The sequence below is a fragment of the Haloparvum alkalitolerans genome (assembly GCF_050122995.1).
GTDB classification, from domain to species: domain Archaea; phylum Halobacteriota; class Halobacteria; order Halobacteriales; family Haloferacaceae; genus Haloparvum; species Haloparvum alkalitolerans.
Map to the genome: position 1 here is coordinate 121,982 of NZ_JBNLIA010000014.1, position 12,211 is coordinate 134,192.

At 66.0% G+C, this 12,211-nt stretch carries 10 protein-coding genes, 1 tRNA gene and 1 rRNA gene; 3 read left to right on the plus strand and 9 right to left on the minus strand.

Features of this window, described 5'->3' with window-relative positions; all coding sequences use genetic code 11:
- Window positions 1-78: 78 nt before the first annotated feature.
- From ACQE3L_RS13545 to ACQE3L_RS13570, 6 genes are all read right to left on the minus strand, one after another.
- Window positions 79-1,281: a redox-regulated ATPase YchF gene (locus ACQE3L_RS13545; RefSeq protein ID WP_426964403.1), complete on the minus strand. Its 1,203-nt coding sequence runs from the start codon at window positions 1,279-1,281 to the stop codon at window positions 79-81.
- A gap of 131 nt (window positions 1,282-1,412) precedes the next feature.
- Window positions 1,413-2,168 carry a 7-cyano-7-deazaguanine synthase QueC gene (queC, locus tag ACQE3L_RS13550; RefSeq protein WP_426964404.1) on the minus strand — a complete coding sequence of 252 codons (756 nt, stop codon included), beginning with the start codon at window positions 2,166-2,168 and terminating at the stop codon, window positions 1,413-1,415.
- 90 nt (window positions 2,169-2,258) lie between these two features.
- Window positions 2,259-3,176: a 7-carboxy-7-deazaguanine synthase QueE gene (locus tag ACQE3L_RS13555; RefSeq protein WP_426964405.1), complete on the minus strand. Its 918-nt coding sequence runs from the start codon at window positions 3,174-3,176 to the stop codon at window positions 2,259-2,261.
- A complete protein-coding gene (locus tag ACQE3L_RS13560; RefSeq protein ID WP_426964406.1) occupies window positions 3,176-3,634 on the minus strand; it encodes a 6-pyruvoyl trahydropterin synthase family protein in 459 nt (152 codons plus the stop codon). The genes ACQE3L_RS13555 and ACQE3L_RS13560 overlap by 1 nt, the downstream gene beginning before the upstream one ends.
- A 227-nt stretch (window positions 3,635-3,861) precedes the next feature.
- Complete coding sequence (locus ACQE3L_RS13565; RefSeq protein WP_426964407.1) at window positions 3,862-4,098, minus strand: hypothetical protein; 237 nt, start codon at window positions 4,096-4,098, stop codon at window positions 3,862-3,864.
- Window positions 4,099-4,331: 233 nt separating this feature from the next.
- A tRNA-Tyr gene (locus ACQE3L_RS13570) sits at window positions 4,332-4,405 on the minus strand.
- 161 nt (window positions 4,406-4,566) lie between these two features.
- Here ACQE3L_RS13570 and ACQE3L_RS13575 point away from each other — a divergent pair.
- Window positions 4,567-5,493 (plus strand): hypothetical protein, encoded by a 927-nt coding sequence (locus ACQE3L_RS13575; protein ID WP_426964408.1) that lies wholly within the window; start codon window positions 4,567-4,569, stop codon window positions 5,491-5,493.
- A 47-nt stretch (window positions 5,494-5,540) separates the two neighbouring features.
- On the opposite strand, the gene ACQE3L_RS13580 is transcribed toward ACQE3L_RS13575, so the two are convergent.
- Window positions 5,541-7,658 carry a DEAD/DEAH box helicase gene (locus ACQE3L_RS13580; protein WP_426964409.1) on the minus strand — a complete coding sequence of 706 codons (2,118 nt, stop codon included), beginning with the start codon at window positions 7,656-7,658 and terminating at the stop codon, window positions 5,541-5,543.
- Between the two features lie 57 nt (window positions 7,659-7,715).
- The gene (locus tag ACQE3L_RS13585; RefSeq protein ID WP_426964410.1) at window positions 7,716-8,303 is read right to left on the minus strand and encodes a hypothetical protein; all 588 of its coding nucleotides are present in this window, start codon (window positions 8,301-8,303) and stop codon (window positions 7,716-7,718) included.
- Between the two features lie 1,267 nt (window positions 8,304-9,570).
- Between ACQE3L_RS13585 and ACQE3L_RS13590 the strand changes: the two genes are divergently transcribed.
- Window positions 9,571-10,773 (plus strand): Cdc6/Cdc18 family protein, encoded by a 1,203-nt coding sequence (locus ACQE3L_RS13590; RefSeq protein ID WP_058365743.1) that lies wholly within the window; start codon window positions 9,571-9,573, stop codon window positions 10,771-10,773.
- Window positions 10,774-10,839: 66 nt separating this feature from the next.
- Here ACQE3L_RS13590 and ACQE3L_RS13595 read toward each other — a convergent pair whose 3' ends face one another.
- Window positions 10,840-11,400 (minus strand): TATA-box-binding protein, encoded by a 561-nt coding sequence (locus ACQE3L_RS13595; RefSeq protein ID WP_426964411.1) that lies wholly within the window; start codon window positions 11,398-11,400, stop codon window positions 10,840-10,842.
- A gap of 620 nt (window positions 11,401-12,020) precedes the next feature.
- Between ACQE3L_RS13595 and ACQE3L_RS13600 the strand changes: the two genes are divergently transcribed.
- Window positions 12,021-12,211, plus strand: a 16S ribosomal RNA gene (locus tag ACQE3L_RS13600); the annotation flags it as partial.

Consider the following 12,211-nt stretch of genomic DNA (forward strand, 5'->3'; position numbering starts at 1 on the left):
GTCGGGCGATCGATCCGGCACGCACTACGGCGGGGTTCGCTTCGGTGCGTATTCCGGGCGGTTCGCTTCGGGTGCGTACTACGGCGCGGCCTGTTTCGTCGAGACCAGTTCGATCACGTCGCGGTGGGAGAGCTCGTGGTCCTTCGACACCTGTCGGTTGCTCCGGCAGTCCGTGCCGTGGAGCAGGCCCTCGCCGATGTCGGAGTGGATGTGGAACGCGAAGTCCTCCGTCGTCGACCCTTCGGGGAGGATGAAGCAGTCGCGGAAGACGCCCTTCTCGTCCTTGCTGCCGTTCGCGGACCCGGGGAAGACGGCGATACAGTCGAGCACGTCGAAGACGGCTTCTTCGAGGGCCTGTTGAACCCCGGTGCCGCCGTAGCCCTCGACGAACTCCTCGATCTGTCGGAGGCCGGCCTCCTGCTCGTCGGAGACGTCGCCGACGATGTCGAACGCGTCGTCGCCCGCGGTGTAGTCGACGACGCCCGCCTCGGCGGCGTTCTTGAGCGCCTTCTCCGCGTGCGCGCTCGCGGGGACGAACGAGAGGTGGTCGTACTCGGGGTCGTCCGTGATCGTCTCCCAGTTCTCCTGTGCCTCGGGCGTGTCCATCTTGTTGGCGGCGACGACCATCGGCTTCGTGCGCTTGCGGATCTCGCGGGCGAGCTCCTCGCGGTCGTCGTCGTCCCACGTCTCGGGGTCGAGTTCGAGCCCCTGCGCGAGAATGACCTGCTTCATCTCGTCCTCGCCGATGCCGAACGCGGACATCTGCTCGGCGAGGTCCGCCTCGATGGCGGCCTCGGCGCCGTGGTACTTCGTCTCGTACTTGTCGATGCCCTTGCCGAGCACGTCGAGGTACCACTGGTCGAGTTCCTCCTCGAGGAAGTCGATGTCCTCGCGGGGGTCGTGGCCCTCCGTCGCCTCGCCCTCGATGTCGGTCTTGCCGGAGAAGTCGACGACGTGGACCAGCACGTCGGTCTCGTTGAGGTCCGAGAGGAACTGGTTGCCGAGGCCGCGGCCCTCGTGGGCGCCGGGGACGAGTCCGGCCACGTCGACGAGCTGGACCGGGACGAACCGGGTGCCGTCCTCGCAGACGCCGACGCTCGGCGTGCAGGTCTCGTCGAACTCAGGGGCGGCGCAGTCGACGCGGACGTACGCCTCGCCCACGCTCGGGTCGATGGTCGTGAACGGGTACGCGCCCTCCGGCACGTCGTTCATCGTGGCGGCGTTGAAGAAGGTCGACTTGCCCACCGAGGGCTTGCCGACGAGGCCGATCCGATAACTCATTACCCGCGTTGCGCGACGGACGGTAAAAAGGCGTGCGAGAGACGCGGTGGTGTGGGGCACTGTCGCACGCAACGCCGGCCGGAGCAACCTCACTCGGAGGTCGGTCGTCCTCACTCGAAGGTCGGTCGTTCTCACTCGAAGGTCGGCCGCTCCGCGTACGGGATCGGGTCGCGCTCGCCGACGTTGCGGAACGCCTCCAGTCGGAACGCGCAGGCGTCGCAGGTACCGCAGGCCGGCTCGTCGTCGCGGTAGCAGGACCACGTGATCCCGTAAGGCACGTCGAGTTCCAGCCCGCGCTCCACGATGTCGGTCTTCGAGTCGCGGACGAACGGGACCTCCAGCGCGATGTCGGTCTCGGGTTTGGTCCCCACGTCGACCATCGCCTCGAAGGCGTCGAAGAACTCGGGGCGGCAGTCGGGGTAGCCGGAGTAGTCCTCGGAATGGGCGCCGACGAAGACGGCGTCGCAGTCGTTCGCCTCCGCGTACGAGACCGCCATCGACAGCAGGTTCGCGTTGCGGAACGGGACGTAGGAGGTGGGGATTTCGTCGCCGTCGAGGTCCGCGTCCGCGACCGTCAGTTCGTCGTCCGTGAGCGAGGAGGCGCCGATGCGGCTCAGGTGGTCCGTCTCGATGTGTAGGAAGTCCGCGACGGGCAGGTCCTCGCGCTCCGCGAGCGCCCGGGCGCACTCGTACTCCTTCGTCTCCGTGTTCTGTCCGTAGGAGGTGTGCAGGAAGTAGAGGTCGTAGCCGCGCGCGGCGGCCTCGTAGGCGGTCGTTGCACTGTCCATCCCCCCGGAGACGAGGACGACGGCGCGCTTATCGTCCCCGTCAGCGGTGGCGTTCTCTTCGGCGAGTCGATCATCGGTCGCGTTGTCTGAGTCGGTCATGGGATCGTGTCGGTGGCTGTCGTTCTTGTTCCGGTTCTTGTTCAGCTCTGGTAGCGGTTCCTTTCGGCCGGAGCGGCGTCGGCGAACCGGTCACGTCTCCGGCGCGTCGTTCCACAGGTCGACGTGGAGCCGTGGGGTGTACCGGTAGCCGTGTTCGAGCGCGAGGTCCGCGACGACGCGGCGCGTCTCCGCGAGCCGGTCCCGCGTCTGTCCCTCCGGCATCAGCAGGACGCGGTCGTCCGGGAGGGCGGATCGGTCGGGAGTTCCGGAGACGGCGGCGTCGTCCGCGAACGCCCGCTCGTCGAGGCGGTCGCGCACGTCCGCGACCAGCGACTCGATCTCCGGCAGGTCGTCGGGCCCGGTGACGACGAACTTCAGCTGCGTGTGGTACCGGGCCGCGAGCGTCGCGAGCGCGTCCACGTCCAGCCGCTCGGCCTCGTGTTTCTCGGCCCAGCGCTCCATCGCCGCCTCGGAGGGCGCTTCCTCGTCGGACGCGGGGTCCGTCACCTGCTCGGGATCGACGCCCGCGGGCGGACGCTCGGGCGAGGGCGTCGAGGAGGCGAGTTTCGGGCTCACGCTGGCGAGGTCGATGGGCGTCTCCGGCGGCGGAACGACTGTCCCGTTCGTCTCCACCGTGAGGTGGTAGCCGCGGTCGTCCAGCGCGCGGAGCAGGTCGACCGCCGCGTCGTGGATCAGCGGCTCGCCGCCGGTGAGGACGACGTGGTCCGGGTCGCGGGCCGCGACCTCGTCGAGGATCGACTCGCGGTCCATCCACGCGCCGGTCGGCTCCCACGACGTGTGGTAGGAGTCGCAGAACCAGCAGCGCAGGTTACACCCGGAAGTGCGGACGAACGTCGAGGGCTGCCCCGCGAGCGTCCCCTCGCCCTGCAGCGAAGCGAACAGCTCGTTGATCGGGAGCGCGCCCTCCGCGCCGGTGGATACCGAGGTGGCGTCCGCGCCTGCACCGACATCTGCTCCGGTCGCGTTCGGGTCGCTGGAGACCGGCATTACGGCCCGGCCCGAAGCTCGCCCGTCTCGCGGACCTCCGCCTTGACCGCGGTGACGGTGTCCGGAAGCCGGGCGTGGAGCTTCTCCTCCAAGAGCGCCCCCATCACCTCCGCAGTCGGCGGCGCCTCGAGGACGACCGTCCCGTCCGCGTCGCCCGCCTCCGCGAAGGCGTCGACGAGCGGGTCGCCCGCCTCCAGCAGGAAGCGGTGGTCCCACTCCTCGATGACGTCCGTGACGACGCCCTTGTCGACGACCCACCCCTCCTCGGTGAGCGCGCCGCGGACCGTCACCGACACCTCGTAGTTGTGCCCGTGCGGCCGACTGCACTTGCCGTCGTGGTGTTGGAGCCGATGCCCGGTCGAGATGCGGATCGGCCGATCACCGCCGATGCGAAGGGAGCGTTCGCCGAGACGGTCGATGGTTGTCCCGGAAGGCTCCTTAGATATTCTCTGAGACATACTGGGGGATTATCCTTTTGCTATTTAAAAACGAGGAATGTCGATCGTCGGCCGTCGCTGCTGCTGTCGACCGGTAACTGCGGTGCCGTCAACTGGAACCGGAAGTGCTGTCGACCGGGACCGGAAGTGCTGCACGACGCGCGGGCGAAAAGAGGTTAATTAGCGACTCTACTGGCGGTTCGGTCGGGGGTTCCGACACGCGAGCCGGCGGGATCGAGCTCCGGAGGTTACTTTCCGGCGCTGTTCGCGCCCTCGGCCGCGTCACTGCCGCCTGGGGTGAGGTCGCGGATGGCCTCGCCAAACCCGTCCTTCGCGTCGCCGGCCGACGAGCCGACCGTCTCGAGGATGTCCCCGACGAAGTCCGGCACCGGCCCGGGCAGCTCCGACGGCGGACCGGCCTGCGCGACGAAGTTGGCTGCGTCCTGTGCGAACGTCACCATCGTGATCGGGTCTGCTTCGAACATTGCAACTCGTCGTACCGGGTGGGGCAACAAAAGGGGGTGAAGTGCTGAACCCGGTTTGGAGGCGTATTAACCCGATTTAACGCGGTTGCTGGTCGAGTGAAACGGCTTTCGTACTCCTCTCTCGGCGGAACCGGAAAATCGGCCCGTTTGCCGTCGTGTGCTGTCCGACCCGACGAGCACGCGGCGGTTTCCACGGACCTCCGTCTCCGAAGGATGGTCGTTGGAAGAACTAGTCCGGCCTCCCCGAATTGAACGGGGGACATGCCGATCTACAGTCGGCTGCTCTACCAGGCTGAGCTAAGGCCGGCCTGTCTACGAGTAAGCGCTGGCCCCGACTTAAGGATTCTCTTTCGGGAGCAGAGTGGGTGTGCGTGTCGTGGGCCCCTCGGTCGGTTTCGCGGGCGGCGATCTCGCGGGCGTCGATCGCGACCCCGAGCGCTTTTTCTCCGTCGGGGCGCAGGTCCGGGTATGAGTGACGAGGGCGACCGCCAGGCGACGTTCGGCAGCGACGGGGACCTGGAGACCGAGACGCCGCCCGAGGCGACCGGCGAGAACGACTTCGGGGAGCGGAAGGAGCCGGACGAGACCGACGGCGGGTACAACCGGTACGCCGTCTCCAGCTTGCTCCAGAAGGCCGTCCGTCGGTCCGACGAGGAGGTTGCGGCGTGGGCGGCGTGGGAGCTGTCCCGGTCGGGGTACGCGTGGAACCTCTGGGACCGGCTCAACCTCTACGTCGTCGAGGACCTCCGGGCGGGCCACGAGGTCGCGCTGACGATCGAGCGCTACGAGGACCTCGCGACGGAGCGGTGGGAGTCGGACGAGTGGAAGGGGCGGATCTGTGCGATCCACGCCGCGCTCGCGGCCGCGCGTGCGCCCTCGACGCGGGAGTCGCCGAACGCCGACGAGTACTTCCGGACGGTCGCGGACCTGCGCGCGGACGCGAAGGCGCGGAACGCGACGCCCTCTCACGACTTCCCAGTGGGGGACTTGGAACGCGATGGGGAGTTCGACGTGGTGTTCGACCAGCACACCGGCGAAGGGGCCAAGCGCGACCGCGGGACGAAGTTCTTCAAAACGCGCGGTGCGCGCGTGGGGCCGGAGGGCGAAGACGAGCAGAGCGCGCGCTGGCAGCGGCTGTCGATGATCCTCGACGACGAGGTCGACTACACGGAGGCGGAGTTGGAGCAGGCCGTGGCCGCGGTTGACCGTGATTCACGGTGGGGGGAGCCGTCCGCTGGTGGGTCGTCGAAAGATGAGAAGACGGACGCCGAAAACGGTTCAGAAAACGGCGGGCAGAACGGCGATGGTTCAGAAAACGGCGGGCAGAACGGCGATGGTTCAGAAAACGAACCCGGGGACGAAACCGGAAGCGGGACGCTTGAGGACTTCTCGTAGGGATTTCGGGTCGCTCGGTTACGGACTGCTTTCGGATTACTTTCGGATTACTCGTCCAGATTCGTCTCGCGGACGCGGACGCCTTTCTGTGCGAGGTGGCGCATCTGCCGCTGGGCGAACTCCTCCTCGGAGGAGCCCCGGGTCGCGAGGACGTAGACGAGCGCCGACCCGGTGGGGCGCATGGTTCGGCCCGCGCGTTGAGCGCCCTGCCGTCGTGAGCCGCCGAGCCCCGAGGCGACGACCGCCAGTTCCGCGTCCGGGAGGTCGATCCCCTCGTCGCCGACGCGGGAGACGACGAGCGTGTCGAGGTCGCCCTCTCGGAAGCGCTCGAACAGCCTGTTGCGCTCCCCGTGTCTGGTCTCACCGCTGATGAAGGGCGCCTCGAGCGCGGCCGCGAGATCCTTGCCCTGGTCGAGGTACTCCACGAACACGAGCGCCTTCTTGTCCGGGTGCTGGTCGAGGAGGCGCTCGGTCTCCTCGATCTTCGCGGGGTTCTCGGCCGCGATGCGTCTGCGCTCGCGCCCGCGCGTGCTGACGTACTCGTTGCGGGCCATCTCGTCGCGCCACGGGACGTACCGTATCTCGACCTCCGGCTCCTGGACGAAGCCGGCCTCGAACAAGGAGTCCCAGTCCGCGCCGATGGGCGGCCCGATGAGCGTGTAGATCTCCTCCTCGCTGCCCGTCTCTCGGACCGGCGTCGCGGAGAGCCCGAGCCGGTGTTTGGCCTGCAGCTCCGCGGACCGGGAGAAGACCGGGCTCGGGATATGGTGGGCCTCGTCGTAGACGATCAGGCCCCACTCGCGGGAGTCGAACAGGCTCCGGTGTCTGTCCATCCCCGCGGTCTGGTAGGTGGCGATCGTGACGGGCGCGATCTCCTTCTCGCCGCCGTGGTACTGACCGATGTCGTCGGGCTTCAGCGTCGAGTGTGCGAGCAGCTCCGCCTCCCACTGGTCGGCGAGTTCACGGGACGGAACGAGGACGAGGCTCTCGCCGCCGACCTCGGTGAGGGTGGCGACCGCGGCGACGGTCTTGCCGGAACCGGGCGGGCCGACGTACACGCCGGAGCGCTCGTCGAGGAACGTGTCGACCCACTCGCGCTGGTACTCGCGGAGGTCGGCGGTGAGCTCCGCCTCGATGGGGTCGCCGGACTCGAGGTCGCGGTCGTCCTGGACGGGGTATCCGGCCTCGTAGAGCGCGCGCTTGATCGACGCGACCGCGCGGTCGTCGATCCACGCCTCTGTCTCCGAGATCGGCGCCTGGATCTGCCCCTCTTCGAGGTGGTCCTCCGCGACGTTGCTGAGGAGGGTCTCCGAGGCCGCCTCCAGGACGACGTAGTCGTCCTCGTGGGTGTACAGTCGGAACCGGTTCGCGCGTTTCCACTGGTCCGTGATCCAGTCCTCGAGGTGCGGGTAGCGCCGCGGCAGCACTTCGCGGACGCTGGCGAGCAGGTCCTCGACGGTCTCGAACGGCGCCGCCCACACGTCCTCCTGTCTGACCCGGTAGAGGTAGCCGCGTGTCCCCGGACGCTTCCGGCTCGTCGCGCGGTTCTGACTGGCCGATTCCGATCGAGCCGCATCTGCTTCCGACCCTGCTTCCTCTGCTCCCGACCGTGCTGCCTCTGCTCCTGACCGTGCTGCCTCTGCTCCCGACTCTGCCGCGGCCGAGCTCGACCGTCCCGCTGCCGACCCGTCACCGCTCGTGTCGACGAGGTGGGCGAACTGGGCGAGTTGTGCGCGGGTGTACTGCGTCGGGTGGTCGACCACGATTTCGCGGCGGGTCGGAAAGACGACGACGCGCTCGCGCGTCGCGAGGTTGCCCCACTCTCGCGGGTAGTACACGACCGGGTCGGTTTCGACGTCGAGTCGGTCCGCTCGGTCCGCGTCCGCGAGCGCGTCCAGGCGGTCGCGGGCGGTCGCTTGCGAGACGCCGAGCCGGTTGGCCACCTGTTGGGCGGTCGCGAGGGGGCGTCCCTCGGCTTCGAGCGCGTCGTGGAACGCGGCCTCGTCGATGGCGGTGTCGTTGCCGGTGGCGTCGTTGGCAGGGGTATTGTTTCCGGTGGCGTCGTTGGCAGAGGTGTCGTCGATGGTGGCGCCGTTGGCGGAGGTGTCGTCGGCGGCGGCCTCCGTTTCTGACGTCTCGGTTTCGGAGGACCCGGGGTCAGCCATTGGACTGGTTTCGGTGTCCGGAAGGAAATGGGTGCCGCCTCCGGGTCCGGCCGCTTTTCAGTCCCGGCAGGGGCGGTCCCTGAGCCGGGCTTTCGACCGGAACCGGCGGTTGCAGTCGGCGCAGACGACGAACCCGTCGCCGGGGCGCGTCGAGATTCGGTGGTTCCCGACCACGAACGGGCGGTCCACGTCACAGGGTCGGATCTCGTCCGGAACGTGGCTGTCCGCGTCGGTGCTGAGCGCGGTCCGCAGGCGGATCGTGTGCACGTCCGCGGGTCCCCAGCGTCGGGAGGCCATCGCGCGGTCGCGGTCAACGACCTCCGTCCACGCGGTCACGACGACCGGAGAGGCGGTCTCGGTGTCCTCTACGACCACGACGACGCGGATCCCCTCCTCCACGAGCGCGAATCGCCAGCCTTCGGTGTCGTTCCACCTGAGCTGTCCGCGCCGGATCGCCTCGCTGACGAGTTCCGTCGACGCGTACCGTCCGGGCTGGCCGAGTCGCTCCAGAAAGTGGTCGGTCAGGGAGTAGCGAGTCGGGTCGCGGACCGGAGGGTCGGTCCTCGTGCGGCGTTTCGCGGACGGTCGATCCGCCCGGGGCAGGTCCCCGCGGGTCGGTCCTGAGTCCCCATTCCGGGATGCCACTAGTTCACAACACGAAGCCGTCCATTATGTACATTGCGGCGATGTGAGGTTGTGGTGATGTGAGGAGAAGACGCCTGCCGTGCCTGGACCCGCCGAAACCGGATCGCGTGGCCACACCGTGTTTCCGGTGAATCGGGGCGGGTTCGGAGACACCGTATTTCCGGTGAAGCGTACCGTCCCGGGACCTGGTTCGCGGAACCGAGACCGTTCCTCGGAGGAGGGGAGTCGTTCTCCCAGTTGCAGACACCACGTTTCCGGTGAACGCGGTCGGCCGCGGTTGGCCGTGGTCGGGTTACGGGACCCGTCGACAGTATCACACCGCGTTTCCGGTGAAACGGGTGGTGTTCTCGATGAAACGAGCGTCGTTCCGTGTCGGACCTTCGAGTCGTCTGGTCCGATCACGGAGAGGGACACCGCGTTTCCGGTGAATCGTTGTCGACCCGGTCCGGTGAATCTAACCCCAGTCCATTCAGGCCCCAGTGCAGTCTGCCCCAGTGTATTCAGGCCCCAGTGCAGTCTGCCCCAGTGTATTCAGGCCCCAGTGCAGTCTGCCCCAGTGTATTTGGACTCCAACGCATCCCGAACGTGCGGCGATTCCGCCGGGGGGCGACGGAGTTTCGTTAAAGACGAGCGGGAGTCGAGACGATCTCCGCGGACTGGTCCTGATGGTCTCCGTGGGCCATCGAGACCGTCTCCGCGGCCGTTCTTGACGGCCTTTGCAGACTTTCCTTCTGAATGCTTGTGATTCAGAATTAGATCGGACGAGAGTGACACACCGTGTTTCCGGTGAATCTCGGATGGAGGACGGATCAGTATACCTGGGATGGTTCCAGGAGGCACGGTGAAGACAAGAAACTTTATTAGAGTTTTCTGAGTACCATCCTTCGAGTCCACTGCGAAATACCTTAATTGATGGGCGCTGCAACTCGGTCGACTCGAACCGTCGGTGTTGGAGCTGTAGTCGAACGCCGCCGTTCAAACGACGGTATCTATCGGACTTCTGTAAACGCCCCACGAGTAGCGGAGCGTCGATAATAGGTTTCGAGCCCCGACTACCTTCGATTATCGGCTTTCGGTCGCCTTTCCCACCGTCACCACGCACCTCGTTTCCGGTGAAACTGAACCCCCGTTTCGACTCCCCCCCTCACCCCAACGAACGTATTTCACCGGAAACCCGGTGTGTGTGTCCTCTGCGCTTTCTAACACAACTGCCGTCTCACGCCCGCCGAAACACAATACATTTCACCGGAAACGCGGTGTCTCCCCTATGGACGCAGCGGACGACCTCTTCACGCGCGAGGATCCCATCTTCGCGAACAAAGAGCTCCTCGAGATCAGTCACTTACCGGGAGAGGGGCGCATCGTCGGCCGCGACGACGAGATCGCGGACCTCGCGACCGCGGTCAACCCCGCCATCTTCGGCCAGAGTCCCAGTAACGTCCTCATCTACGGCAAGACGGGCACCGGGAAGTCCCTCTGTGCGAAGTACGTCTCCCAGCGCCTCGTCGATACCGCCGGTGAAGAAGGCGTCAACGCCACCTTCGCGTACGTCGACTGCGCGCAGGACACGACGGAGACGCAGGCGGTCCAGACGATCGCCGACGGAGTCAACGACCCCGCCGAAACCGGGATCAACGTCCCCGACAAGGGGCTGTCCACCTCGACGTACTACAAACGCCTCTGGCGGATCCTCGACGAGCGATACGACGTGGTCCTGATCATCCTCGACGAGATCGATAAGCTCGACGACGACGCGATCCTGATGCAGCTCTCCCGCGCCGGCGAGGCCGGCAAGATCACCGACTGCAAACTCGGCGTCATCGGGATCAGCAACAAGATCCAGTACAAGGACCGGATGGACGAGCGCGTCAAGTCCAGTCTCTGTGAACGTGAGTTCGTCTTCCCTCCGTACGATGCGACGCAGCTCGGGGACATCATGGAGGCTCGATCCGACGCCTTCCACGACGGCGTGCTCGAACCGTCCACCGTCCCGCGCGCGGCCGCGCTCGCCGCCCGCGAACACGGTGACGCACGCAAAGCGATCGACATCCTCCGATACGCCGGCGAGATCGCACAGGGGAACGGCGAACGAACCGTCCGCGAGGAGTTCGTCACTCAGGCGCGCGAACGCGCCGAAACCGACCGGTTTCGCGAGCTCATCCGCGGGTCGACCCCCCACTCCCGATACGTCCTCCAGGCCCTCGCACTACTCTCCCTCTCGAGCGACAAACAGGACGGGTTCCGAACGAGCCGCGTCTACGAGATTTATGAGAACATCTGTCGCCAGGAGGGGTCGGACAGCCTCTCGTTGCGCCGCGTTCGCGACCTGCTGAAGGAACACGCCTTCCTCGACATCATCGAACAGTCGAAACACAGCGGTGGCAGCGCTGAGGGGAGCTACACCAAACACCAACTGTTGGAGGATCCGAAGGTCGTGAAGGACGTTCTTACTGAGGACACCGAAGGATAATCGCGCCGTGTCGGTGGCTGCTCGGGGTTCGATCGAAACTGTCGCGAAGCGGTGGCCGAGAACGCGCTATCCCAGCAGGCCGAGACTCTCGATCCGCTCGACGATCTCCTCGACGGCCCCTTCGGCGTCGTCCGTCTGCTTCCCGCCCGTGATCACGATCTTCCCGCTGCCGAACAGGAGGATGACGACCTCTGGTTCGTCCATCCGGTAGACGAGTCCCGGGAACTGTTCGGGCTCGTACTCCACGTCCTCGAGACCCAGACCGATCGCGAGCGCGTTCAGGTTCAGGTTGTGACCGAGATCAGCGCTCGAGACGATGTTCTGTACCGTGATGTCCGGATCTTCTTCGACGGGGATACTGAGTCCACGAAGCTTCTCGAAGATGATTCCGAGCGCCTCATGCACGTCGTCGATGCTCTTTGCGCCCGTGCACACGATCTTCCCGGAGCGGAAGATAAGTGCGGCCGCCTTCGGATCCTGGGTTCGGTACACTAACCCCGGGAAGTTGTCCGGATTGAAGTCCGCTCCAGGAAGGTCCTCAGCTAACGCTTCGAGGTCGAGTTCCTGCCCAATACCCGTCGATGCCACCACGTTTTGGATCTCGATTGATTCTGCGGGGTCTGCCATCGTTCGCTTTTATATGCACGCCCCTCCCTTATAAACGCCCGTGTTATCTGTGGGTCGTTTCCGGCAGCTCGAAACGTCTTCTCGGAGCTGTCTCCTCCGTCTCGATCGACTGTTCGTCGGAACTCGTCGAGTGTCGCGACACTGTCCTCTTCACGATGCGTGAAACCGCATGCCGTACGTCGATCGCTTCGACGGGGTTAAGTACTGGCCTGCCATTCGAATGAATGCGAAGAACGCTCCCGCGAGGGGGCGACCGGGACCCTTCGGGGTCTCGGGCGAGCGTTCCGACGCCCTTATGTGTGGGCGCCGATTCGGAACGTAATGCGAAGAACGCGACGCGAACTCGGACCGTTCAACCCGGTCCGCTTTCGCAGAGTCGGCCCGGTTTCCATGCCGACGTCGTCCGCGGGGGCTACCCCCAGGCGGCGCACTCCGACTCGACCCATGAGGATCCCACCCCTGCGGTCCGCCGTAAGACGGGATCTGATGTGAGCCAACGACGTTCGGTGTCACCCGCTTTCGCGTGTGACCCGAACACGGACCATGCAATGGTGCGAACCAGTCTGACTGGTTCAATCCGCCATACCCCCTTCGTGCCGGGAATCAGGCACGAAGGAACCATTCCGGTTGATCCTGCCGGAGGCCATTGCTATCGGGGTCCGATTTAGCCATGCTAGTTGCACGAGTTCAGGCTCGTGGCATATAGCTCCGTAACACGTGGCCAAACTACCCTTCGGAGGAAGATAACCTCGGGAAACTGAGGCTAATACTCCATACGCCGTCCCAACTGGAATGTGGGACGGACAGAAAC

Excerpts from the sequence above, each read along its gene's own strand:
- ACQE3L_RS13545 (WP_426964403.1), bottom strand. The coding sequence starts at position 1,281 with ATGAGTTATCGGATCGGCCTCGTCGGCAAGCCCTCGGTGGGCAAGTCG.
- queC (WP_426964404.1), bottom strand. The coding sequence starts at position 2,168 with ATGACCGACTCAGACAACGCGACCGATGATCGACTCGCCGAAGAGAAC.
- ACQE3L_RS13555 (WP_426964405.1), bottom strand. The coding sequence starts at position 3,176 with ATGCCGGTCTCCAGCGACCCGAACGCGACCGGAGCAGATGTCGGTGCA.
- ACQE3L_RS13560 (WP_426964406.1), bottom strand. The coding sequence starts at position 3,634 with ATGTCTCAGAGAATATCTAAGGAGCCTTCCGGGACAACCATCGACCGT.
- ACQE3L_RS13565 (WP_426964407.1), bottom strand. The coding sequence starts at position 4,098 with ATGTTCGAAGCAGACCCGATCACGATGGTGACGTTCGCACAGGACGCA.
- ACQE3L_RS13575 (WP_426964408.1), top strand. The coding sequence starts at position 4,567 with ATGAGTGACGAGGGCGACCGCCAGGCGACGTTCGGCAGCGACGGGGAC.
- ACQE3L_RS13580 (WP_426964409.1), bottom strand. The coding sequence starts at position 7,658 with ATGGCTGACCCCGGGTCCTCCGAAACCGAGACGTCAGAAACGGAGGCC.
- ACQE3L_RS13590 (WP_058365743.1), top strand. The coding sequence starts at position 9,571 with ATGGACGCAGCGGACGACCTCTTCACGCGCGAGGATCCCATCTTCGCG.
- ACQE3L_RS13595 (WP_426964411.1), bottom strand. The coding sequence starts at position 11,400 with ATGGCAGACCCCGCAGAATCAATCGAGATCCAAAACGTGGTGGCATCG.